The sequence below is a fragment of the Comamonas sp. HJ-2 genome, assembly GCF_053615495.1.
Window position 1 is genome coordinate 85092 of record NZ_JBSIFD010000022.1, and the last position, 23349, is coordinate 108440.

The window sequence follows — 23349 nt, forward strand, 5'->3', positions numbered from 1 at the left end:
ATGGTAACTGCGACAATTGCAATCCATGAGCCCCACCTACCGTATTGCCCCCTCCATCCTGTCAGCCGACTTCGCCCGTCTGGGTGAAGAAGTGCGTAATGTCATTGCGGCCGGCGCCGACTGGATCCACTTTGACGTGATGGACAACCATTACGTGCCGAATCTGACCTTCGGCCCCATGATCTGTCAGGCTTTGAAGCCCCATTCGGTCACACCCGATGGCAAGCCCGTGCCCATTGACGTGCATCTGATGGTGCAGCCCGTGGACGATCTCGCCACGGCCTTTGCCAAGGCAGGAGCGGACTACATCAGCTTTCACCCCGATGCATCGCAGCATGTGCACCGCAGCGTTCAGAACATCAAGGCCCACGGTTGCAAGGCCGGTCTGGTGTTCAATCCCGCCGCGTCGCTGGAGGTGCTGGACTGGATGATCGAAGACATCGACCTGATCCTCTTGATGAGCGTGAACCCCGGCTTCGGCGGTCAAAGCTTTATTGATAGCACGCTGCGCAAGATCGAAAAGGCCCGCAAGTTGATCGATGCTTCTGGCAAAGACATTCGCCTGGAAGTGGACGGCGGCATCAAGGAAGCCAATATCCGCGCCGTGGCTGATGCCGGTGCCGACACCTTTGTGGCTGGCAGCGCTATCTTCGGCAAGCCGGATTACAAGGCTGTCATCGACACCATGCGCAAGAATCTTGCCTGACTCCCGCTTAAGGCGCTGCGCCCCGCAGCTCCTTTGCATTGAGGCGGCGAAGCCGCCCAGGTCTGGCTCGCTGTCCTGGCTTCGGCTGCGCTCGATGCAAGAGCGCGGCTATTGGAGTCGGGGTATGAAAGTTTTAGTGTTTTGGCTGCAAGCCCAATATTGAAAAGCGCATGCAGCTATTGAATTGATAGTTGTATGAAGCTGAATCTGCCTGCTCCCGCCGCCGCCCTGGAACTGGATGCCGTCATGGTCGACCTCGATGGCACCATGGTGAATACGCTGGGCGACTTTGCCGAAGCGCTCAACCGCATGCTGGCCGATCTGCAACTGCCGGCCATAGCGCCGCAGATCATCGAGAACATGGTGGGCAAGGGCAGCGAGCATCTGATCCGCTCCGTGCTGGCGCATGTGGAGGCGCCGGACATCGATGCCCTGTATCCCCGCGCCTGGCAGCGTTATGAGCACCATTACCTGGCCATCAACGGCCAGTTTGCCGATGTCTATCCGGGCGTGGCCGAAGGTCTGCAGGCACTCCAGTCCCTGGGGCTGCGCATGGCCTGCCTGACCAACAAGCCTTTGTCCTTTGCCCAGCCCCTGCTGGCCGCCAAGGGGTTGGACGGCTTTTTCGACTGCGTGTTCGGTGGCGACTCCTTCCCGCGCAAAAAGCCCGACCCCATGCCGCTGGTCGAAACCTGCAAGGCCTTGGGCAGCGAACCCGCACGCACGCTGATGGTGGGGGACTCCAGCAACGATGCCCAGGCCGCCCATGCCGCTGGCTGTCCGGTGGTGCTGATGACCTACGGCTACAACCACGGCCAGCCCATCACGGCGGTCGAGGCCAGGGCCCATCTGGATTCGCTGGAGCAGCTTGTGGTGTGATGCCGTCTTTTGGTCCGCATATCTGGCAAGAAAGAGTGCGGATAAGCATATTTGCTAGAGTCATTTGCTTTGTTTGAACCCATGTCGGCTCGTGCATCCCTTGCAGCCGGCAGAGAACGAAGGAGGACTCACGCCACATGCACGGATTGCACCTGACTGCCGACCTTTACCAATGCGCAGGCCATGAGCGCTACATGCTCGATGCCGACGCCATCGCCGGGCTTTGCCGCGAACAGACTGCGGCCTCGGGGCTGACCCTGGTGGATGACACCTGGGTGAAGTTCCCGCCCTATGAAGGCCAGCCCGGCGGGGTGACGGGTACGGTGCTGCTGGCGGAGTCCCATCTGGCCATACATACCTGGCCCGAGACGGGCAGTGTCACCATCGACGTCTATGTGTGCAATTTTTCCGCCGACAACTCGGGCAAGGCCCGCCGTCTGATGGAAGGGGTGATCGACGCTTTCGCGCCCAAAAAGGTGCTGCGCCAGCAATTGATGCGCGGAGACATCGGCATGGCGCAGCCGGCAGACCATGCCGTGGACCTTGCACCCGAGACCGAATCCGGCTGGGCCCTGGAGCAGCTCGCGCCCCATGCACGCTTTGGCTATCGCGCCACGTCGTTGCAGACGCTGCAGACCCCATACCAGAAGCTGGAGCTGCTGCAGACGCCGCAGTTCGGCAAGGTGCTGCGTCTCGATGATTGCTTCATGACCTCCGAGGGCGAGGAGTTCTTCTATCACGAGGCCCTGGTGCACCCGGCCGCCATGGCCCACCCCGCGCCGCGCAAGGCCTTGATTCTGGGCGGCGGCGACGGTGGTGCCGCCGAGGAGTTGCTCAAGCATCCGAGCATGGAGCGCGTGGTGCTGGCCGAGCTGGACGAGGCCGTGGTGCATTTTTCGCGCCAGCATCTGCATGCCGTGCATCGCGGCGCACTCGATGATGCCCGTGTTGAAGTCTGCATAGGCGATGGTCTGGCACTGATGGAGGCAACGGATGAGCGCTTTGATTTGGCACTGATGGATCTGACCGACCCCGACACGCCAGCCAGCGCCTTGTACGCGCCCGACTCGCTGGCACGCATGAAGCGCGTGCTGGCGCCGGGCGGCGCGCTGGTGCTGCATCTGGGTAGTCCTGTCTTCCACGGTCCGCAGGTGGCAGAGCTGGTGCGCAGCCTGCGTCAGCAGTTTGCCGTGGTGCGCTGCTACGGCCTCTATATTCCGCTTTACGGCGCTTACTGGGGGCTGGCCGTGGCCTCCGATGAGCTGGACCCGCTGGAGCTGAAGGCGCAGCAAGTGGCCGAGCGCCTCAGGCAGCGCAGGGTGCGGGATCTGCAGTACTACAACGAGCAGGTGCACGGCGCGCTGTTTGCGCTGCCCAACTATTACCGCGAGCTGCTCAAGTGAGTCAGCCAGCCTCGCCCAGCAGCGCTTTCTTGAGCTGCTGATCGGCGGGCCTGGGCCCGAGCCAGATGCCCAGCAGGGCATTGAAGAACTCGGGCTCCTTGAAGGCCTCGCCCTGAGGCTGGCCCTTGACGGTCACGAGGGCGCCCTGGCCGGGCAGCCAGTCCACCATGAAGCTCTCGCCCGCAAGCAGTTTTTTGTGCTGGGTGAAGATCTCGCTCATGCGCATCACCCCCGGAATCAGCTTGGAGAAGGCGGCGCGCTCCATATTGTCTTCCATGCCGCGCGAGAACAGCTTGCCAAGCTCGGCCGAGTCGATATCGCGCAGCATGGTCACGCTGATGCGCTTGGGGCCGGGCAGGGCGGCGATTTCCTGCAGGCTGCGTGCCGGTTTTTCTAGATACAGGCCGGCGGTATAGACCTTGAAAACGGCCTTGTAGCGGGTGCCTGCGCCGTTGAGTTCCAGCGTCCTGCCCTGGGATTGCAAGCTGGGGGCATAGATGACACCGTGAAGTTTCACGGGCTCGGAGGGCAAGCCTTGTGCCTGAGCGGCCGGGCAGGCAAGAGCGGCTGCCAGCAGCAGGGCTGGCATCAAACGGGCACTGGGCATGGCTGTCTCCTCGTGATTTCCGGCCGAGCAGTTCTGGTGACCGCTTCGCTTTGCGCGCCGTGGGCCCGCGTTCCGGTGAAAACGGTATGTTTGTTTTTGCCCGTGATTGCCGCAATCAGGTCTGTCCCCAGCATGGAAGTCATTGCATGGCATCGGAGCGTCATTGTTTGCGCGGCGGCGCTATGCGCTACACTGTCCGCATCATGTTCATTCATCGCACGTTCAATGCAGGTTGTGGAGACCGGGGAGCCTGGCCCTGGCGTAAGCCTGCACATCCGAACTGCTGAAGCACCCGGCACGAGCCCGGCGTGCACCCCGCGGCCCCATGCTTTGCATACTTCGGGCCAATTGGAATGAACCGGCGCATCCTTTCTTCAAACGCGTCATCTGCCCGTAATCAAGCCGTGCAGATGCACCATGCGCCATGACTCCCGGAGCTTCTCCCGTGATCACGGAACTGGAATTCAAATCGCTTGCGGCCCAAGGCTATAACCGCATCCCGCTGTTGATCGAGGCCTTTGCCGACCTCGAAACCCCGCTCTCCCTCTATCTCAAGCTGGCCCATGCCAATGGCGACGGCAAGTACAGCTTCTTGCTGGAATCCGTTGTCGGCGGCGAGCGCTTCGGCCGCTACAGCTTCATCGGCCTGCCGGCACGCAGCTTTGTGCGCGCCTCTGGCTTCGGTGACCAGGCCAGGACCGAGGTCGTGACCGATGGCAAGGTGGTGGAGACAGCCGGCGGCAATCCGCTGGACTTCATCGCGGCCTATCAGCAGCGCTTCAAGGTGGCCGTCACGCCGGGCATGCCGCGTTTTTGCGGCGGCCTGGCCGGCTATTTCGGCTATGACGCCGTGCGCTATATCGAGAAAAAGCTGGAGAACAGCTGCCCGCCCGACAGCCTGGGCACGCCCGACATCATGCTGCTGCAGTGCGAAGAGGTCGCCGTCATCGACAACCTCTCGGGCAAGCTCTATCTCATCGTCTATGCCAACCCCGGCGAGGCCGAAGCCTATACCCGCGCCAAGAAGCGACTGCGCCAGCTCAAGGACCAGCTGCGCTATTCCGTCAGCGCGCCGCAGATCCGTGCCGGCGAGAGCTATCCCGCAGAGCGCAGCTTCGACAAGCAGGACTATCTGGACGCCGTGCAAAAAGCCAAGGAGCTGATTGCGGCGGGCGACTTCATGCAGGTGCAGGTGGGCCAGCGCATTCACAAGCGTTTCACGGCCTCGCCGCTGTCGCTGTACCGCGCGCTGCGCTCGCTCAATCCCAGCCCCTATATGTACTTCTACCATTTCGGAGATTTCCATGTGGTGGGAGCCAGCCCGGAGATTCTGGTGCGCCAGGAGCGCACGCCCGACGGCCAGAAGGTCACGATTCGCCCCCTGGCCGGCACTCGTCCGCGCGGCAATACGGTGGAGGCCGACAAGGCCACCGAGCAGGAGTTGATCGCCGATCCCAAGGAGCGTGCCGAGCATGTGATGCTGATTGACCTGGCGCGCAACGATATCGGCCGCATTGCCAGGACCGGCAGCGTCAAGGTGACCGAAGCCTTTGCCGTGGAACGCTACAGCCATGTCATGCATATCGTGAGCAATGTGGAAGGCATCTTGCAGGACGGCATGGACAATATGGATGTCTTCAAGGCCACCTTCCCTGCCGGCACGCTGACGGGCGCTCCCAAGGTGCATGCCATGGAAGTCATCGACCGGCTCGAGCCCAGCAAGCGCGGCATCTACGGCGGTGCCTGCGGCTATCTGAGCTTTGCCGGCGACATGGATCTGGCGATTGCGATTCGTACCGGCGTCATCAAGGACAACGTGCTCTATGTGCAGGCCGCTGCCGGCGTGGTGGCCGACTCCGTGCCCGAGCTGGAATGGAGAGAAACCGAGCACAAGGCCCGTGCCCTGCTGCGCGCCGCAGAACTGGTTGAGGAAGGTCTGGAATGAGCCAAGCCATTGATCTGGTGCAGCACTGCACCACCATGGAAGATGTGCGCCGCAATGTGAATGCGCTCGACGATGTGCTGGTGCCGCTGCTGGTCACACGCATCGGCTATATGCAGCAGGCGGCGCGAATCAAGGGCGATGCGAGCCAGGTGCGCGATGAGGCGCGTATCGAAGCCATCGTCAGCCGCGTGCGTGAGCGCACGGCGCAGGAGGGCGGCCAGCCCGATGTGATGGAGACCGTCTATCGCGCGCTGATGGAAGCCTGCATCGCCTACGAACACCAGGAATTTGCGCGCCTGCGTGAACCCAAGAAATCAGGGGAGTAAGACCATGAAACTGCTGATGGTCGATAACTACGACAGCTTTACCTACAACATCGTCCAGTACTTTGGCGAGCTGGGCGCGGAGGTGACCGTGGTGCGCAATGACGAAACCACGGTGGCCGAAGTCGAGGCGCTGATCGCGCGCGACGGCATCGAGCGGCTGGTGATCTCGCCCGGCCCCTGCTCGCCCAACGAGGCGGGCATCTCGGTGGCGGCGATCAAGCATTTCGCGGGCAAGCTGCCGATTCTGGGCGTCTGCCTGGGTCACCAGAGCATCGGCGCGGCCTTTGGCGGCGACATCATCCGGGCGGGTCAGCAGATGCATGGCAAGACCAGCGTCATCAGCACCGACCAGAAGGGAGTGTTTGCCGACCTGCCCAGGCAGTTCACGGTCAACCGTTATCACTCTCTGGTCATAGACCGGAACACGCTGCCCGAATGCCTTGAAATCACGGCGACCAGCGAAGATGGTGAAATCCAGGGGGTTCGCCACCGCGAACTGGCCATCGAGGGGGTGCAGTTCCATCCCGAGAGCATTCTGACCGAGCACGGCCATGCGATGCTGAAGAACTTTCTTGACCAGAAATAACCGTCGATTTATTGATAGCTGCTAACGCTTGCTACTGCTTGATTTCAAAATGAAAACAATGGGAAATCAAGTGAATATAAGCGCAAGCAGCTCTCAAAAACATAGAGAGATATTGCAATGATCACTCCCCAGGAAGCGCTGCAGCGAACCATCGAGCATCGTGAAATCTTCCATGACGAAATGCTGCATCTGATGCGCATGATCATGCGCGGCGAGCTCTCGCCCGTGATGACGGCCTCCATCATCACCGGCTTGCGCGTGAAGAAGGAAACCATTGGCGAGATCTCGGCTGCGGCCGAGGTGATGCGCGAGTTCTCCAACAAGGTGAACGTGCACGACAAGAGGAATCTGGTCGATATCGTCGGCACCGGCGGCGACGGCGCCAACACTTTCAACATCTCCACCTGCTCGACCTTTGTGATTGCGGCAGCGGGCGGCAAGGTGAGCAAGCATGGCGGGCGCAGCGTCAGCAGCAAGTCGGGCAGCGCCGATGCCATGGAGGCGCTGGGCGTCAACATCAACCTCAACGCCGCGCAGATCGCCGATTGCATACGCGATGTGGGCATAGGCTTCATGTTTGCGCCCAACCATCATCCGGCCATGAAGAACGTGGCCCCCGTGCGCAAGGAGCTGGGCGTGCGCACCATCTTCAACATCCTGGGTCCGCTCACCAACCCGGCATCCGCGCCCAATATCCTGATGGGCGTGTTCCACGAAGACCTGGTCGGCATTCAGGTGCGTGCCCTGCAGCGCCTGGGCGCCGAGCATGCGCTGGTTGTCTACGGCCGTGATGGTCTGGATGAAATCAGCCTGGGCGCGGGCACGCTGGTCGGCGAGCTCAAGGACGGCGTGGTGCGCGAGTATGAAGTCCATCCCGAGGACTTTGGTCTGCGCATGGCGGGTACGCGCTCGCTCAAGGTCGAGAATCCCGAGGAGTCCAAGGCCATGCTGATGGGCGTGTTGCAGGGGGACCAAGGCCCGGCGCGCGATATCGTCTGCCTCAACTCCGGCGCCGCCCTCTATGCCGCCAATGTGGCCGGCTCGATCGAAGAGGGCCTGGAGCGTGCGCAGAAGGCCATCGATAGCGGCGCGGCACTGGCCAAGCTCCAGGAGCTGGTGGCCTATTCGCAAAAGCTCGGCCAGGCAGCGGCATGAGCCTGCTGGATGCGCCCATCTGGAGTGATGCCGGCACCTGGATCGTGCTGGGCCTCTCCCTGCTGTTCATCGTGGTGGGCATAGGCATGCACCGCGTCATCATGAAGGTATTGCGCGGACCAGCAGATGCTGCCGCCAACAAGGAAAACCATGTCTGACATTCTCAAGAAAATCTGCGACGTCAAGGTCCAGGAAGTTGCTGCCGCCAAGAAGGCCGTGCCGTTTGCCGAGATGCGCCGCGATGCGCAAAGCCGTGTCTCCACGCGCGATTTCGTGGGCGCCATCCGTGCCAAGATTGCCAAGGGACAGGCCGGTGTGATCGCCGAAGTCAAGAAGGCCAGTCCCAGCAAGGGCGTGATCCGTCCCGACTTCGATCCTGCCGACATCGCCCAGAGCTATATGGTGGGCGACGGCAAGATCAGTGCGGCCTGCCTGTCGGTGCTGACCGATCGCCAGTTCTTCCAGGGGCAGCCTGACTATCTCAAGCAGGCCCGCGCGAGCACGCTGCTGCCGGTGCTGCGCAAGGACTTCATGGTCGACCCCTATCAGATCTACGAATCTCGGGTGATGGGCGCCGACTGCGTGCTCTTGATCGCCGCCTGCCTGGACGATGCGCAGATGGCGGAGATGGAGCAGATTGCGCACAGCCTGGACATGGATGTGCTGGTGGAAGTGCATGACGGCGAGGAGTTGCAGCGCGCTCTCAAGCTCAAGACGCCGCTGGTGGGCATCAACAACCGCAATCTGCGCACATTCGAGGTCGATATTCAGACCACGATTGCCCTCAAGAAAGATGTGCCTGCCGATCGCCTGCTGGTGACCGAGTCCGGCATCCTGAGCCGCGACGATGTGAAGACCATGCGTGACGCCGGCATTGACGCCTTCCTGGTGGGCGAGGCTTTTATGCGTGCCCGCGAGCCGGGCGAGGCCCTGGCCCAGTTGTTTCAGTGAGCGATTGGCTGCTGTGCGGGTTCAGCGCAGAACCTGCACATCGGCATCCAGAAAATAGCCGGCACCACGCTTGGTCTTGAGCAGCGTGGGCGCGCGGCTCGATGCTTCGACCTTGCGGCGCAAGCGCAGCATCTGCACATCGATGGCACGGTCAAAGACATCGTCTTCGGCCTGCGTCAGATCCATGATCTGCTCACGGCTCATGATTTGTCTGGGACGTTTGAGCAGGGCCAGCAGCAGCGCGAACTCGCTCTTGGTCAGTCCCACCTCATGCCCGGCAGCGCTGATGAGGCTGCGCGAGCGCAGCCTCAACTCCCAGTCGGCAAACTTGAAGCCCTGGGGACTCAAGGTGAACGCTGGGCGGGCACAGGAAAAGAAGGCCTGCGCGGCAGAGGCTTGTGAGTGACTGGCAGAAGATGTGTGCATGAATAACTCCTTGTGAGCCTGAGCCGCCAAGTGGTCAGCTATGTTGGAGTCGATTCTTTGCAAATTGTCAGAATGTGTCACTCACTGAAATCAGGTATTTTGAGCCTAGAAATAGGTGAGAACCCTTGAGGGAATCATTCGAGATGACTCTGGAAGTTGAGAAAATCCAGGCATGAACTTCACTAGCCAGAGCATGAGTGCTAACACCGCTGCGCCTACCCAGTTGATGAGTGCAGATCCGCAGGACTGGCCTGTCTCGCCAGACTGGCAAGCCGTTGTCGACTCTTTCTTTGCAAGGAGCACAGGCCAGGGCTTGCTGCAGTTTTTGCAGCAAAGACTGGATGCAGGGGCCGTGATTTTCCCACCCAAGCCCCTGAGGGCCCTGGAATTGACGCCCGCCGAGGAGGTGCGTGTCGTGATCCTGGGGCAGGACCCCTATCATGGTCGTGGGCAGGCCGAGGGTCTGGCATTTTCTGTAGCACCCGGGGTGCGCGTTCCGCCATCGTTGCAGAACATCTTCAAGGAAATGCAGCGCGAACTGGGCACGCCGTTTCCGGCGTTTCCCCAGCCTGGTGGCAGTCTGGTGAGCTGGGCTCAACGTGGTGTACTGCTGCTCAACACCAGCCTGACGGTGGAAGAAGGGCAGGCCGCAAGCCATGCCAAAAAAGGCTGGGAAGAGCTGACCGATGCCATCATCCGCCAGGTGGCAGAGCAGGGGCGGCCCACGGTCTTCATGCTCTGGGGCTCGCACGCCCAGTCCAAGCGTGTGTTCATTCCTCAGGATCGTGGCCATCTGGTGCTGATGAGCAATCACCCTTCACCGTTATCGGCCCTGAGGCCTCCCGTGCCCTTTATCGGTAACGGACACTTCGGCAAGGCCAGGGAGTTCAAGCTCAGACACGGCTATTGAGATGGGCAGATTGGGCTGTCTCAGCGCTTTTCCCTGATTCCAAGCCAGACGCCCGTCAGGCCGCTGAGCGTCACCACCGTCATTCCGAGCAGCGATGTGCTGTCGGGAAGCTGCCCGAAAAACAGCCAGCCCATCAGCATGGCAAAGCCGATCTGGCTGTAGAGGAAAGGCGCCACGGTTGCGGGCGTGGCGTGTGTGTATGCCTGCAGCAGCATCAGGTGGCCAATGCCGCTGCAAAGGCCCATCACAGCTGCTGCTGCGTAGATCTGCCAGTCATCGATGGGCTGCCATACAAAGCCTATGAGAGGCGTGGTCAGCAGCAAGGGCAGCCAGGTCGAGTAAAGCTGGGTGGTTGGAGGTGAATCTAGGCGCGACAGGCGACTTCCGAGGACCTGGTAGGTGGTGCCCGATACCAGCAGACCAACAGGCCACAGAGCGGCCAGGCCCAAGGGCTGTCCATCGTTTTCCGGTCGGACGATGGCAATCACTGCCAGCAGACCGATCACCAGCAGCGACCAACGGGCAGGACTGACCTGCTCTTTGAAAAATAGCGCCGAGGCCACCACGATAAACAGCGGAGCCGCTGACCAGATGGCCGTGAAATTGGCCAAAGGCATGTTCTTTATGCAGAAAAAGGCGCAGACCGTGGTCAACAGCCCCGAGATCGCTCTCAGAAGCTGAAAGCTCAAGTTACGGGTTCTCAGTGCCGAAAGGCCGTGCCGAGGCAAAACCAGCATGCTGGTGACCAGGGCCTGGGCCGTGAAGCGCAGCCACAAAACCATAAGAACCGGAAGCAGCGTTCCTGTGAACTTGGTGGCGCTATCCAGAACGGCAAACAGCGCGCAGGCGAATATGGTGAGCAGAACACCGCGGATGGCAGACTGTGCTGACGGGGAAAGTGTGGGAGAGAGCCAGCTGGGGAGCATGTCCGTAGCGATTTGCGACAAGAGAAGCGAGGAATTCTAGGGGGATGAAGTTGTCGGCTCTGGTTGTGACGCCCATAAAAATGCCCGCACTGTTAGGTGCGGGCACTGGCTGGGGTGATGAAGGATTACCAGGGCATGGCGTTACGAATACGCGCAATTTTTTCGGCCTGCTCGGTTGAAGACTCCTTGGCGGTGCGCAGCGCTTGCCGGATGAAGACAAACAGCAGCAGCAGGAAACCGGTGCCCACGGCAGCACCAATGGCCAGCATGGGCTTCTTGGGCTTGATGGAGCGCTCGGGCAGGGTCGGCATCTGGATCACATCGTCGTTGTCCAGACCGCCGAGGCGACGCTCCATGTCCAGAATCCCCTTCTGGCGATTGCTGTTGGCGGTCAGCAGTTCGCCATAGAGGCGGCTGGTGGCTTCGGTGACACTTTTCCCGGAGGAGAGATTGGCAGAAGTGTCATGCTCCAGCTTGAGCGACTCCTCCAGGCGTGTCTTCTCGGAGGCCAGTTGCACTTCCAGCTGCTTTTTCTCCAGACCGCGTGGCCTGCTCAGGGGAAACAAGGTGTCCAGCAGCGCTTGGTTGAGCTTTTGAGCCGCTTCGGGTGATTTGGCCAGCGTTGCAATATTCAGCAGCTTGTCCTGCTTGCCGACATTGACGGTGATGCGCTTGCTGAGCTTTTTATAGATTTCTTCCTTGGTCAGGCCATCGTCCAGGCCCGCAACGGGGGCAAGCTGGTGCAGCACGTCTGCAGACATGGCCAGGCTGGCGGCCATGGGGGCGGTAAAGCTGGAGCCAGGACGCTCCACCTGAACCGATGCGCTGCTCTCGTAGGTCTTGGGGATCACCAGACCGATTCCGTAAGCCGCAATGCCAGCCAATAACGGGCCGAAAATCAGAATTTTCCAGTTTTCTGCGAGTGTGACCAATAGATCCAGCAGATCCAGCTCTTCATCTTGTGGGGTTTGAACTTCCATCGATTTTTCTAAATGAATTAGCACTTTGACAAAACGATGAAATCTACCACTAAGAAAAGATTGGACCCAGTGTTTCTGTAACTCCTTATGCCAGGAGCCGGCACAGCGGCTCCAATGTGTTGCAGATCAGCGCCGGCGCTCCAGCAGCATGGAGTCTCCATAGCTGAAGAAGCGGTAATGCTGGGCAATCGCATGCTGATACATGCCCATGATGTGCTCATAGCCCGCAAAAGCGCTGACCAGCATCATCAGCGTGCTTTTGGGCAGATGGAAGTTGGTGATCAGCATGTCGACCACCTGGTACTGAAAGCCCGGTGTGATGAAGATGCTGGTGTCGCCGCTGATATTGCCGTACTTGGCCCAGGACTCCAGCGTGCGCACCGTGGTGGTGCCCACGGCAATGATGCGGCCGCCGCGCTGGCGGCAGCGCTCCATGGCGGCCAATGTGGGCAGGGGAATGTCATACCACTCGCTGTGCATGGTGTGGTCGGCAAGGTTTTCGGTCTTGACGGGCTGGAAGGTGCCGGCTCCCACATGCAGGGTGACGCTGGCGCGCTCCACGCCCTTGGCTTGCAGGGCGGCCAGAACGGTCTCGTCGAAATGCAGGGCGGCGGTCGGTGCGGCTACGGCACCAGGGTGGGCTGCGAACACGGTCTGGTAGCGCTCGCTGTCTTCTTTTTCATCAGGGTCGTGCTCGGCGTTCTGCTGGCGCTCGATATAGGGCGGCAGCGGTAGGTGGCCGAACTGCTCCAGCAATTCATAGGGCGATTCGCCCTGGTTGCCCTTGAAGGAAAGATGGAACAGCGGCCCGTTCTCGTCCGGCCAGCGGCCCAGCAGGGTGGCTTCGAACCCTCCGTTCTTGAGGCCGCCGCAAAGATGGATCTTGGCACCGGGCAAGGGCTTTTTGCTCACGCGCATATGGGCAACGACCTCGTTGTTCTGCAGCACGCGCTCGACCAGCAGCTCGATCTTGCCGCCGCTGGCTTTTTCGCCGAAGACGCGCGCCTTGATGACCTTGGTGTCGTTGAAGACCAGCAGGTCGCCGGGCTGCAGCAGATCGGGCAGTTCGCGGAAGATGCGGTCGGTGGGAGGGAGGCTGCGGCCGTCAAGCAGGCGCGAGGCGCTGCGAACGGCGGTGGGATGCTGGGCAATCAGGGATTCGGGCAGGTCGAAGTCGAAATCGCTGAGTGTGAATTCACGGGTGCAGGAAGACATGCGGTGCTTGAGGGCCGTACGAGGCCCGTTCCAAGTTCAATCAAACAAGTGGGTGATTGTCGCAAATCGCCATTAGGGCTGCCGGCTTCAGGGCTGAGCAGCGGCTGGATTCCAGAGCTCGTTGAGATTCCTGAAGGGCCAGTCGGCAGGGTCTTCGCGCCCGACGATGCTGTCGTTGGCCAGGGGGCAAGCCAGATCGAGAATCTCGGGTGTGATGCGGCGCTGCTGGCTGAGGCAGTAAAAGCGCCGCACTTTCGGGGTCAGCAAGCAGGTCGGCGAGACATCCAGCACCACGGCAAGATGCTGCGACTGCAGCCGCACCAGCGAGCCCAGCGGGTAGATGCCCACCGTCTGGACAAACTGCTCGAAGATGGCCTTGTCGAAATGATGGGGCGCCCATTGCGCCATGCGCTGCAGCGCGATGGCCGGGTGCCAGCCCTGCTTGTAGGGGCGATCCGAGGTGATTGCGTCATAGACATCGCAGACTGCCGTCATGCGCGCCATCAGACTGATCTCGTCCTGCTTCAGTCCGTCGGGATAGCCCGTGCCGTCGACTTTTTCGTGGTGATGCAGGCAGGCGTCGGTAACGGCGTCGTCCAGCCCCTGGGGCAACAGGATTTCGTAGCCCCAGCGAGGGTGGGACTTCATGATGACCCATTCCTCGGCATCCAGCGGCCCAGGCTTGTTGAGAATATCCGGCGGTACTCTGCTTTTACCGATATCGTGCAGCAGGCCTGCGATACCGGCCTGATGCACCTGGTGCTCGTCCAGACCCATGCGGTGTGCCAGACCAATCATCAGCGCGCACACCGCAATGCTGTGCATATAGGAGTAGTTGTCCGCAGTCTTCAGACGCGCCAGGCTGATCAGGGCGTGGGGGTTGCGCTTGATCGACTCGGCCATCTCGTCGACCAGCAGACCTGAGGCAGGCAGGTCCAGCGGACGGCCCAGGCGAACGTCCTTGAACATGGTCTTGAGCACATCACGTGCCTGCCCAATGATCTGATGGGCCTGCTGCAACTCCACGCTGGTTCTGGTGGGGCGTACCGGCGAGCTGGGCACAGCTTCGTCGCCTGGCGACTCCAAGACTTCTGCGGGCGTGATGTCGGGGGCGATGTCGGCCCCCTTGCCGGTGTCTATCCACACCTGGCGGATGGTGGTGGCAAGCAGGCGTTCCAGGTCCCTGGGCTGATCGAGCAGGAGGCGGGTACGCAAAAAGGGGTGCTCCATCCACGAGCCGCAGAACTCGTGCACAAACATCCCCGGGCGCAGGTGCTCGACATCAACTCGCTTCAACATGGATTTACGAGGAAACACATAGTAACAATTTGAGAATGGTAGCGATTTTGACGTTATTGCGCTGGCGGCAGTTGTTTGCGAACCTGAATATGCTGTATATACATACATTGCTTTCCCTGTCGCGGGGAGTGTAGTCAAGGAGTCTCAGTTGTCTGTGTCAAAAAAGCCTGTTACCGAGCCGAAGTCTGCTGTCAAGCGCGCTGCCGCTCGTGAGAAACAGGCGGGCATGGACCAGGATGCCGCTCCCAAAAAGACCGTCAGCCCTGCGCAGCAGGCCTTGCAGAAGATGGGATTGACGCGCGATATCGATCTGGCTTTGCATCTGCCGCTGCGCTATGAGGACGAAACCCGCATCGTGCCGCTGAAGAACGCGCGTGATGGCGAGACGGTGCAGATCGAAGCCACGGTCACGCACAGCGAGGTGCAGCTGCGCCCCAGGCGCATGCTCAAGGTCACCGTGGATGACGGCAGCAGCACCTGTCTGCTGACCTTCTTCAGCTTCTATCCGTCACAGCAAAAGACCATGGCGCCCGGGGCGCGCCTGCGCATTCGCGGCGAGGTCAAGGGCGGTTTCTGGGGGCGGCAGATGATGCACCCTGCATTCCGGGTGGCGGGCGGCGAGCTGCCCACGGCGCTGACACCGGTCTATCCCGCCACTGCCAGTTTGCCCCAGGCCTATCTGCGCCGGGCCATCGCCTCGGCGCTGTTGCGTGCCGATCTGTCCGAGACCTTGCCACCGGGGCAGTCGCCTCCCATTGCGCAGTTCTATGGTCAAAATGGACTGCAGCCGGCATATGACTTGCGCAATGCGCTCATTTTTCTGCACCATCCAACGCCCGATGTGGCCTTGGTCACGCTGGAGGACCATTCCCACCCGGCCTGGCAAAGACTCAAGGCGGAAGAGTTGCTGGCCCAGCAGCTGTCCCAGTACGAGGCCAAGCGCGAGCGCGCCCGCTTGCGCGCGCCCGTGCTCAGGCCGCAGGCCGGCATGGCGGATTTGACCCAGCAGTTTCTGGCGCAACTGCCGTTTGGCCTGACGGGGGCGCAGCAGCGAGTGGTGGGAGAGATTCGAGCCGATATGGAACGCCGTATTCCCATGCATCGTTTGCTGCAAGGCGATGTGGGCTCGGGCAAGACGGTGGTGGCAGCACTGTCTGCCGTGGCCTGTATCGAGGCCGGCTGGCAATGCGCCTTGATGGCTCCGACCGAAATCCTGGCCGAGCAGCATTTCGGCAAGCTGGTCGGCTGGCTGGAGCCGATTCTGGCGCCGCTGGGCAAAAAGGTCGCCTGGCTGGCCGGCGCCCAGAAAAAGAAGGAGCGCGCCGCGATGCTGGCGCTGGTGGAAAGCGGCGAGGCGGCGCTGGTCGTGGGCACCCATGCAGTGATTCAGGAGCAGGTGCAGTTCAAGAACCTGGCCCTGGCCGTGATCGACGAGCAGCACCGCTTTGGCGTGGCCCAGCGTCTGGCGCTTCGGCAAAAGCTCGCGGCCACGGGCATGGAGCCACATTTGCTGATGATGAGCGCCACACCGATTCCCCGTACCTTGGCCATGAGCTATTACGCCGACCTCGATGTCTCCACCATCGACGAGCTGCCGCCAGGGCGCACGCCTATCGTCACCAAGCTGATCTCGGACAGCCGCAAGGACGAGGTGATCGAGCGCATCGGCGCCCAGGTCGCCAGCGGGCGCCAGGTCTACTGGGTCTGCCCGCTGATCGAGGAAAGCGAGGCGCTGGATCTGTCGAATGCCACGGCCACCCATGAATATTTGAGCGAAATGCTGCCTGGTGTCATGGTGGGTCTGCTGCACTCGCGCATGCCCACGGCCGAGAAAAAGGCCGTGATGGAGCTGTTTTCTGCCGGCGTCATGGGAGTGCTGGTATCCACCACGGTGATCGAGGTGGGTGTGGACGTGCCCAATGCCTCGCTGATGGTGATCGAACACTCGGAGCGTTTCGGCCTCTCGCAGCTGCACCAGTTGCGCGGCCGTGTGGGGCGCGGCGCTGCAGCCTCGGCCTGTGTGCTGCTGTATTCGGTCAATGACAACGGGCGCCTGTCCGATACCGGCAAGGAACGCCTGCGGGCCATGGCCGAGACCAATGACGGTTTCGAGATCGCGAGGCGGGATCTGGAGATTCGCGGCCCGGGCGAGTTTCTCGGCGCCCGGCAGTCGGGCGCACCCATGTTGCGCTTTGCCGATCTCGAGCAGGACGTGATGCTGCTGGACTGGGCGCGCGAGCTGGCACCGCTTATGCTTGAGCAGTTTCCTGCGCTGGCTGCACGCCATGTCAGCCGCTGGCTGGGTGGAAAGGCCGAATATTTAAAGGCCTGAAATACCCAAACCTGCGTTTGAAGACGTAAAGAGTTACGTTTTTGCAGGAATATATGTAATCTTTTGCCTTGGCAATTTGTGATTGAATGCAAAAACAGGATGAATCAATGCTGTTATTGAGAATCCCAAAGACCCCCTCTCTATGACTCTTACCGAATTGAAGTACATCGTGGCCGTTGCGCGGGAAAAGCACTTTGGCCGCGCCGCCGAAGCATGCTATGTGTCCCAGCCTACGCTGTCCGTGGCGATCAAGAAGCTGGAGGAAGAGCTGGATGTCAAGATTTTCGAGCGCAGTGCCGGTGAAGTCTCGGTGACCTCGCTGGGCGAGGAGATCGTGCGCCAGGCCCAAAGCGTGCTCGAGCAGGCCAATGAGATCAAGGAAATTGCCAAGCGTGGCAAGGACCCGCTGTCAGGCGTTCTGACCCTGGGCGTGATCTACACCATAGGCCCCTACCTGCTCCCCGATCTGGTGCGCAACTCCATCAATATGACGCCGCAGATGCCGCTGATGCTGCAGGAGAACTTCACCGTCAAGTTGCTGGAGATGCTGCGCACGGGCGAGATCGACTGCGCCATCATGGCCGAGCCCTTCCCCGATACCGGTCTGGCACTGGCGCCGCTGTACGACGAGCCCTTCATGGCCGCCGTGCCCAGCACCCACCCGCTGGCGCAGAAGAAAAGCCTGTCCACCACGGATCTCAAGAACGAGACCATGCTGCTGCTGGGCGCGGGGCACTGCTTCCGCGACCATGTGCTCGAGGTCTGCCCCGAATTCGCGCGCTATGCCAGCAACTCCGAAGGCATTCGCCGCACCTTCGAAGGTTCCTCTCTCGAAACCATCAAATATATGGTGGCCGCCGGCATGGGCGTGACTCTGGTGCCGCGACTGTCCGTGCCCGAGGATGCACTGGCTCCCATTGAGCGCCGTCGCCGCGCCGATGAGCCTCATATTCGCTATCTTCCGATTCATGAGGAAGACGGCATTGCGCCGCCCACCCGCCGTGTGGTGCTGGCCTGGCGACGCAGCTTCACGCGCTATGAGGCGATTGCCGCACTGCGCAATGCCGTCTACGCCTGCCCGCTGCCGGGAGTGCAGCGCCTGTCGCAATAAGCGTGGCTTTAGCGGCTCGAAGAGGGCGGGAGCCTGGATTCGTTAAACCTGAAAGGTGAGTGCATGACCAAGCAAGGCAAGGACAAATCGCAGAAACAAAAGTCGGACGCCGCGCCGCAGGTGCCCGCAGGCATCCATATCGGCATCAGCGACGAGGATCGCGCCGCCATCGCCAAGGGGCTGTCGGCGCTGCTGGCCGATACCTATACGCTGTACCTGACCACGCACAACTTCCACTGGAATGTCACGGGGCCCATGTTCAACACGCTGCACACCATGTTCATGGCGCAGTACACCGAGCTGTGGAATGCCGTCGATCCCGTGGCCGAGCGCATCCGCGCACTGGGCCACCATGCACCTGGCTCCTATGCCCAGTTCGGCAAGCTCACCAGCCTGCCCGATGCCCCGGCCCAGCCGCCCAAGGCCCTGGAGATGGTGCGCATCCTGGTGCAGGGCCACGAGGCCGTGGCGCGCACGGCTCGCCAGCTGTTCCCACGTGCCGACAAGGCCGGCGACGAGCCTACGGCCGATCTGCTGACCCAGCGTCTGGCCGTGCACGAGCAGACTGCCTGGATGCTGCGCTCCCTGCTCGAGGAGTGAGTCGCGCCGCGGCAGCAGCTCGTCCCGGTCTTCCCCAAGCCCTGACGGGCTAGCCTCCAGAGGCCCGTCAGGGCTTCTTCGCTTTTGCTTTTGAAAGGAATGTCTGTGTTTTCTGCAGCGACTCCCGTGGTCCTGCTGGCGCAATGGGTGGACAGCCATGTCATCTGGGTGTTGCTGCTGCTATTGCTGGTTGGGGCATACATGCTGCGTTGCCGTGCGCAGGGCCGGGCCGAGTGGCTGTGGCAGGACCGCAGCGCGGACTTCAGGCCGGATGGCGGTCGCTTGCTGGCGGTGGCGGCACTGGCCGCTGTGCTTCTGGCCCTGCTGAGCGTCGGCGTGCACCAGTCCCAGTCGGTGCTGCCGCCTCAGGGGCTGATGGCCCTGGACCTGAAGCTGCAGCGCGCGGTGAGCGCGGCCCTGCCGCCCATGCTGCAGCCTCTGGTGCGGGCATGGACCCTGCTCGGGGATTTGCGCGTCATGGGGTTGCTGAGTCTGGTTGTGGGCCTGTGGCTGCTGTGGCGGCGCCAGGGTCTGCAGCTGCTGAGCTGGGTGGTGGCGGTGGCCGGCACCGGACTGTGGGTGCGTTTCATCAAGGGGACCATGCAGCGCGCGCGCCCGCTGGACGGGCTGGTGCATGAGGCCGGCTTCAGCTTTCCCAGCGGCCATAGCGCGGGCACGGCAGCGATTTTCGGCATGCTGGCCTGGCTGGCCGCTCGTCACCTGCCGAGGCGCTGGCGGACTTGGATCTTTGCGGTGGCCACGCTGCTGGCCCTGAGCACGGGCTTGAGCCGCGTGCTGCTGTCCGTGCACCATGCCAGCGATGTGCTGGCGGGCCTGTGCCTGGGCCTGGGCTGGACGGCCCTGGTGCTCTGGTTGACAGACCGTGTCGAGCATGGGGGCGGCGCCATCGGGCCGCCGCAGGCCGAGGCACAATTGCCGCTGCGCTGATCGTGGCCTGGGGGCCCGGTCGTGATCTCCTGCCTTTCGGAACCCGTCTCATGTCCGCCTCCATCCCTGCTTCGCCGCGCTCCAAGCTGTCGCTGTATCTTGATCTGATCCGCTTCAACCGCCCCGCGGGTTGGCTGGTGCTGGTCTGGCCCACGCTGGTGGCACTGTGGGTGGCCGGCCAGGGCTTTCCGGGCTGGCATCTGCTCGTGGTCTTTGTGCTGGGCACGGTGCTGATGCGCAGCGCGGGCTGCACCATCAACGATATTGCCGACCGCGACTTCGACAGGCATGTGAAACGCACTACCCAGCGTCCCATCACCAGCGGCCAGATCTCGGTCAGGGAAGCCGCCATGGTCGGCCTGGTGCTCACGCTGGTGGCCTTCGGTCTGGTGTTGTCCACACGCTGGGAGGCCGTGGCCTGGTCGGTGCCTGCCGTGTTGTTCACGATTCTCTATCCCTTCACCAAGCGCTTTTTTGCCATGCCTCAGGCCTTTCTGGGCATTGCCTTCAATTTCGGTATCGTGATTGCGTTTGCGGCGGTGACGGGCGAAGTCAATGCCACGGCCTGGACGCTGTGGCTGGCGAATATGTTTCTGGTGCTGGCCTATGACACCGAATACGCCATGGTGGACCGCGATGACGATCTCAAGATCGGCATGAAGACCTCGGCCATCACCCTGGGCCGTTTCGATGTCGCGGCGATCATGCTGTTCTTTGCCCTGTGCTGGGGGTTGATCGCCTGGGTGCTGGCTCCTTATCAGCTGGGCTGGCCCTTCTGGCTGGGCATGGGCGTGGCAGCGGCCCAGATCGTCTGGCATTTCAGTCTGATCAAGGACCGCACGCGCGAAGGCTGTTTTGTCGCCTTCAGCAAGAGCCACTGGATTGGCGCCGCAATCTTTGCGGGTGTGGCGCTAGGGTTTGCGTTGAAATAGTCCTGTTTTCATAGCTTGAATCGCTTGACTGATAAGCGATGAATGCCTGAATGACTCCAAAAAACCGGCCGAGGCCGGTTTTCTTTATTTGCCGAACTCGGCGGCCAGCTCCTGTGCGCGGATCTGAGCCTTGCGCATGGCTTCGATGAAATGCTCGGGCAACTTCTGCTCCTGCATATGAGTGATGGCCGCGTAGGTGGTGCCGCCCTTGCTGGTCACGCGCTGGCGCAGCACTTCGGCGCTTTCGCTGGAGCGTGCCGCCAGTTCCGAGCCGCCCGCAAACGTGGCCACGGCCAGCTTGTAGCTTTGCTCGGCGCTGAGGCCCATGTCGACACCCGCCTGGGTCATGGCTTCGAGGAACAGGAATACATAGGCCGGGCCGGAGCCGGAGATGGCCGTCACGGCATCCAGATGGGCTTCCTTGTCCACCCAGCTGAGTTCGCCGGTGCTGCCGATCACGGTCTCGATCAGGGCCTTGCCCTGGGCATCGACCTCGGGGCGGGCGAACAGGCCCGTCATGCCCTTGCCCACCAGGGCCGGTGTATTGGGCATGGCGCGCACGATGCGGTGGGTGCCGGCCCAGGCCGCAATGCTGTCGGTGGTGATGCCGGCCGCCACGCTCAGGTGCAGGGCGTGGCGGGTGTGGGCGGCAACGGGAGCGGCCGCTTCCTTGAAGCTCTGGGGCTTGACGGCCCAGACCACCAGTTGGGCGTTTTGCAGGGCCTCGGTGGCGGCGGGCAGGGCGTCGATGCCGAAGCTGGTCTTGATCGCAGCGCGCGTGGCTTCAAAAGGCTCGACCACGGTGATGCTGCGGGCCGGAACGCCCTGGCGGATCAGGCCGCCGATGATGGCGCTGGCCATATTGCCGCCGCCGATAAAGGCGATGGGAGGGAAAACGGAGGTCGAGTGGTCGGTCTGGCTCATGATGGTTCGATTCGCTTTGCGATGCAGCAAGTGGGCAAGCCTGTATTCGGATTCCAGGCGCAGAACGGCACTATAAACCTGCGCCGCAGCGGCCGCGCTCCTCGCTCAATGCGACGAACTGGGTGACTTCGGCGGGATTGAAGTTGTTGTCGCTGACCAGCAGCAGCACGCGTCGGCCATCGGGCAGCAGCGGTCCCCAGCTCATGCCCTCCAGGTTGTCCACGGACCGCAGGCCGGCATCGGCCAGGTCCAGCAGCAATTCCTTGTCTGCAGGGCGGTAGCTGCCCGGCACGAGCCGGGTTTGGCCCAGCGTATCGCTGCTGGCGTCGGCACGGGTGCTGATGCGGTAGATGCGGGTGCCGAAGCGCAGCGGTGGCGCAAAGGAGCGCTCCAGCACCAGCAGGTGTTCAGGGCCGTCGGCCAGCACGGCGCTGATGCCGTTGATGGCACCGTGTTGCAGCCACAGGTCGGCAGGCAGGGCATCGGGCAGATAGGCAAGCTGGCGCGCGGGCTGCCGCGTGCCCATGTCATAGGCGGTGATGCGCACCGGGCCGCCCGAGTGGTCAGCTGCGGGCAGGGCCCCGTCTTGTCTGAGCGCTGCCTCCATGGCCAGCCAGAGCGTTCGGCCATCCTGGCTCAGCGCCAGACCTTCGAGCGTGAAGTTGCTGCGCGGCCCTTGGGTCTTGCTGCTCGGCAGGTGCAGCTCGGGCGGCAGCGACCATTCGCGCAGCCAGTGTCCATCCTTGCCTGATTGCAGCAATTGCGGGCCGAATCCGCGTGTGAAGTCGCCCTCGCTGCTCCACAGCAGGGACTGACCTCCTGGCAGCACGCGCAGGGCTTCCGCGTCGGGTGTCGCGATGCCGGGCAGGGGCTGGCGGTGGCTGGGGTAGGGGGCCTGGGCGGGGCTGAGCAGCGGTCGGGCATTTTGCAGCCTGACCTGATGCAGGCCGCTGGCGTCGTATTCGATACGCGCCGTGTAAAAGCGCGCCGGCCCGTGGGCGGAGCGGTCGTCGCTGACCAGGTAGTACAGATTGCTGCCCGCGTCGTAGTCGATCGAGGACAGGCCGCCCACTGGCGTGTCGGCAAACTGCTTGTCGTGCTGCCAGCGGATTTCCCCAAGCAGGGACCAGGGCCGGGCCTCGGATGTGCTGCAGATGCGGTGGGGTGCGAGCGACGCCGTCGTGCAGGCAGCGAGGCTGGCGCAGATCAACGAGAGGACCCAAAGGCAGAGCTGTCGTGGATTGTTCACATTTGTGCCTTGTACTTTTCGCTGATCGCTTTCTAAGATGCCAGCATTTCTGTGCCGCGCGGGGCTGCACGGACAACGCCATCGGAAATAGGGAGCAATCATGGCATCCAATGTCAAAAAATGGTCGGCGGAGTTTCTGGGTACTTTCTGGCTGACGTTTGGCGGTTGCGGCAGCGCGGTGCTGGCAGCGGCCTTTCCCGAAGTGGGCATCGGCCTGCTGGGCGTGTCCTTTGCCTTCGGCCTGACGGTGCTGACAGGCGCTTACGCCTTCGGTCCCGTCTCCGGCGGTCACTTCAATCCAGCGGTTTCCGTCGGTCTGGCAGTGGCGGGGCGTTTTCGCTTTGCCGAGCTGCCCGGCTACATCATTGCCCAGGTGCTGGGTGCCATTGTGGCGGCCGCCGCGCTGTATTTCATTGCCAGTGGCAAGGCCGGTGCCCAGGTGGCCGATCTGGCCACCAACGGCTACGGGGATCACTCGCCGGGCAAGTTCAATATGGCGGCGGCGCTGGTGACCGAAGTAGTGCTGACCGCAGTGTTTCTGCTGGTGATCCTAGGCTCCACCACCAAGAAGGCTGCCGTGGGCTTTGCGGGCATGAGCATCGGCCTGTGCCTGACGCTGATCCACCTGATCTCCATTCCCGTGACCAACACCTCGGTCAACCCTGCCCGCAGCACCGGCCCGGCACTGTTCGGGCCGGCCATCGCGCTGGAGCAATTGTGGCTGTTCTGGCTGGCTCCCATCGTGGGCGCCATCATCGGCGCCGTGATCCACAAGGCGCTGCTGGGTGACGAAGACTGAGCGTTCAACGCGGCTGCTGCCCAAGCAAAAAGGGATGCCTTGGCATCCCTTTTTTGATGGCTTTGACCCGTCCTGCCCGAGGTTGACACCTTTTCTTGAAGGAAAAAGGCAGGTCTCATGGAATCAGGCTCCAAGCGAAC

Annotated in this window: 24 protein-coding genes; 16 read left to right on the top strand and 8 right to left on the bottom strand. The window is 62.0% G+C overall.

All coding sequences use genetic code 11. The features are described 5' to 3' along the window. The first annotated feature begins 25 nt into the window (after window positions 1–25). The 3 genes from rpe (at window position 26) to speE (ending at window position 2988) form a co-directional block, all read left to right on the top strand. Window positions 26–706, top strand: a complete 681-nt coding sequence (gene rpe, locus ACWGXF_RS18135; RefSeq protein ID WP_012840118.1) for a ribulose-phosphate 3-epimerase — start codon at window positions 26–28, stop codon at window positions 704–706. A 195-nt stretch (window positions 707–901) separates the two neighbouring features. After that, the gene (gph, locus tag ACWGXF_RS18140) at window positions 902–1585 is read left to right on the top strand and encodes a phosphoglycolate phosphatase (RefSeq protein ID WP_012840117.1); all 684 of its coding nucleotides are present in this window, start codon (window positions 902–904) and stop codon (window positions 1583–1585) included. Between the two features lie 137 nt (window positions 1586–1722). Beyond that, window positions 1723–2988 (top strand): polyamine aminopropyltransferase, encoded by a 1266-nt coding sequence (speE, locus tag ACWGXF_RS18145; protein WP_256628973.1) that lies wholly within the window; start codon window positions 1723–1725, stop codon window positions 2986–2988. A 1-nt stretch (window position 2989) separates the two neighbouring features. Here the strand turns inward: speE and ACWGXF_RS18150 are convergent, their stop codons facing one another. Then, on the bottom strand, window positions 2990–3595 hold the full coding sequence (locus ACWGXF_RS18150; RefSeq protein WP_256628971.1) for a chalcone isomerase family protein: 606 nt from the start codon (window positions 3593–3595) through the stop codon (window positions 2990–2992). 445 nt (window positions 3596–4040) lie between these two features. On the opposite strand from ACWGXF_RS18150, the gene trpE reads away from it, so the two are divergent. From trpE to trpC, 6 genes are all read left to right on the top strand, one after another. Next, the gene (gene trpE / locus ACWGXF_RS18155) at window positions 4041–5540 is read left to right on the top strand and encodes an anthranilate synthase component I (protein WP_012840114.1); all 1500 of its coding nucleotides are present in this window, start codon (window positions 4041–4043) and stop codon (window positions 5538–5540) included. Continuing rightward, complete coding sequence (locus ACWGXF_RS18160; RefSeq protein ID WP_012840113.1) at window positions 5537–5866, top strand: chorismate mutase; 330 nt, start codon at window positions 5537–5539, stop codon at window positions 5864–5866. Before trpE ends, ACWGXF_RS18160 begins: the two co-directional genes overlap by 4 nt. Window positions 5867–5870: 4 nt before the next feature. After that, window positions 5871–6452, top strand: coding sequence for an anthranilate synthase component II (locus ACWGXF_RS18165; RefSeq protein WP_256628970.1), 582 nt, complete (start codon window positions 5871–5873; stop codon window positions 6450–6452). 111 nt (window positions 6453–6563) lie between these two features. Beyond that, complete coding sequence (trpD, locus tag ACWGXF_RS18170; protein WP_123975063.1) at window positions 6564–7607, top strand: anthranilate phosphoribosyltransferase; 1044 nt, start codon at window positions 6564–6566, stop codon at window positions 7605–7607. Beyond that, a complete protein-coding gene (locus ACWGXF_RS18175; RefSeq protein ID WP_256628968.1) occupies window positions 7604–7765 on the top strand; it encodes a hypothetical protein in 162 nt (53 codons plus the stop codon). The genes trpD and ACWGXF_RS18175 overlap by 4 nt, the downstream gene beginning before the upstream one ends. Next, window positions 7758–8558, top strand: a complete 801-nt coding sequence (gene trpC / locus ACWGXF_RS18180; protein ID WP_012840109.1) for an indole-3-glycerol phosphate synthase TrpC — start codon at window positions 7758–7760, stop codon at window positions 8556–8558. Before ACWGXF_RS18175 ends, trpC begins: the two co-directional genes overlap by 8 nt. A gap of 21 nt (window positions 8559–8579) precedes the next feature. Here the strand turns inward: trpC and ACWGXF_RS18185 are convergent, their stop codons facing one another. Continuing rightward, window positions 8580–8984 (bottom strand): winged helix-turn-helix domain-containing protein, encoded by a 405-nt coding sequence (locus tag ACWGXF_RS18185; protein WP_012840108.1) that lies wholly within the window; start codon window positions 8982–8984, stop codon window positions 8580–8582. A 172-nt stretch (window positions 8985–9156) separates the two neighbouring features. Here ACWGXF_RS18185 and ACWGXF_RS18190 point away from each other — a divergent pair, with 172 nt between their 5' ends. Next, complete coding sequence (locus ACWGXF_RS18190) at window positions 9157–9894, top strand: uracil-DNA glycosylase (RefSeq protein WP_256628964.1); 738 nt, start codon at window positions 9157–9159, stop codon at window positions 9892–9894. Window positions 9895–9914: 20 nt separating this feature from the next. Here ACWGXF_RS18190 and ACWGXF_RS18195 read toward each other — a convergent pair whose 3' ends face one another. The 4 genes from ACWGXF_RS18195 to ACWGXF_RS18210 form a co-directional block, all read right to left on the bottom strand. Then, the gene (locus ACWGXF_RS18195) at window positions 9915–10820 is read right to left on the bottom strand and encodes a DMT family transporter (RefSeq protein ID WP_256631287.1); all 906 of its coding nucleotides are present in this window, start codon (window positions 10818–10820) and stop codon (window positions 9915–9917) included. Between the two features lie 125 nt (window positions 10821–10945). After that, a complete protein-coding gene (locus tag ACWGXF_RS18200) occupies window positions 10946–11800 on the bottom strand; it encodes a Wzz/FepE/Etk N-terminal domain-containing protein (protein ID WP_256628963.1) in 855 nt (284 codons plus the stop codon). Window positions 11801–11926: 126 nt separating this feature from the next. After that, complete coding sequence (queA, locus tag ACWGXF_RS18205; RefSeq protein ID WP_039050175.1) at window positions 11927–13015, bottom strand: tRNA preQ1(34) S-adenosylmethionine ribosyltransferase-isomerase QueA; 1089 nt, start codon at window positions 13013–13015, stop codon at window positions 11927–11929. A gap of 87 nt (window positions 13016–13102) precedes the next feature. After that, window positions 13103–14314 (bottom strand): HD-GYP domain-containing protein, encoded by a 1212-nt coding sequence (locus tag ACWGXF_RS18210; protein ID WP_370466494.1) that lies wholly within the window; start codon window positions 14312–14314, stop codon window positions 13103–13105. 148 nt (window positions 14315–14462) lie between these two features. On the opposite strand from ACWGXF_RS18210, the gene recG reads away from it, so the two are divergent. The 5 genes from recG (at window position 14463) to ubiA (ending at window position 20237) form a co-directional block, all read left to right on the top strand. Continuing rightward, the gene (gene recG / locus ACWGXF_RS18215) at window positions 14463–16646 is read left to right on the top strand and encodes an ATP-dependent DNA helicase RecG (protein WP_039050174.1); all 2184 of its coding nucleotides are present in this window, start codon (window positions 14463–14465) and stop codon (window positions 16644–16646) included. Window positions 16647–16788: 142 nt separating this feature from the next. Then, window positions 16789–17757, top strand: a complete 969-nt coding sequence (locus tag ACWGXF_RS18220; protein ID WP_003050465.1) for a LysR substrate-binding domain-containing protein — start codon at window positions 16789–16791, stop codon at window positions 17755–17757. Window positions 17758–17820: 63 nt separating this feature from the next. Further along, window positions 17821–18357 carry a Dps family protein gene (locus ACWGXF_RS18225; RefSeq protein WP_003068377.1) on the top strand — a complete coding sequence of 179 codons (537 nt, stop codon included), beginning with the start codon at window positions 17821–17823 and terminating at the stop codon, window positions 18355–18357. 99 nt (window positions 18358–18456) lie between these two features. Then, window positions 18457–19305 carry a phosphatase PAP2 family protein gene (locus ACWGXF_RS18230; protein WP_452102231.1) on the top strand — a complete coding sequence of 283 codons (849 nt, stop codon included), beginning with the start codon at window positions 18457–18459 and terminating at the stop codon, window positions 19303–19305. Between the two features lie 50 nt (window positions 19306–19355). Continuing rightward, window positions 19356–20237 (top strand): 4-hydroxybenzoate octaprenyltransferase, encoded by an 882-nt coding sequence (gene ubiA / locus ACWGXF_RS18235; RefSeq protein ID WP_039050172.1) that lies wholly within the window; start codon window positions 19356–19358, stop codon window positions 20235–20237. A gap of 84 nt (window positions 20238–20321) precedes the next feature. Here ubiA and proC read toward each other — a convergent pair whose 3' ends face one another. Together proC and ACWGXF_RS18245 are read right to left on the bottom strand one after the other, a co-directional pair. Continuing rightward, window positions 20322–21161, bottom strand: a complete 840-nt coding sequence (gene proC, locus ACWGXF_RS18240; protein ID WP_452102232.1) for a pyrroline-5-carboxylate reductase — start codon at window positions 21159–21161, stop codon at window positions 20322–20324. 70 nt (window positions 21162–21231) lie between these two features. After that, a complete protein-coding gene (locus tag ACWGXF_RS18245; protein ID WP_452102233.1) occupies window positions 21232–22410 on the bottom strand; it encodes an esterase-like activity of phytase family protein in 1179 nt (392 codons plus the stop codon). A 100-nt stretch (window positions 22411–22510) separates the two neighbouring features. Here ACWGXF_RS18245 and aqpZ point away from each other — a divergent pair, with 100 nt between their 5' ends. Then, on the top strand, window positions 22511–23209 hold the full coding sequence (gene aqpZ / locus ACWGXF_RS18250) for an aquaporin Z (protein ID WP_003068393.1): 699 nt from the start codon (window positions 22511–22513) through the stop codon (window positions 23207–23209). Window positions 23210–23349: the final 140 nt, after the last annotated feature.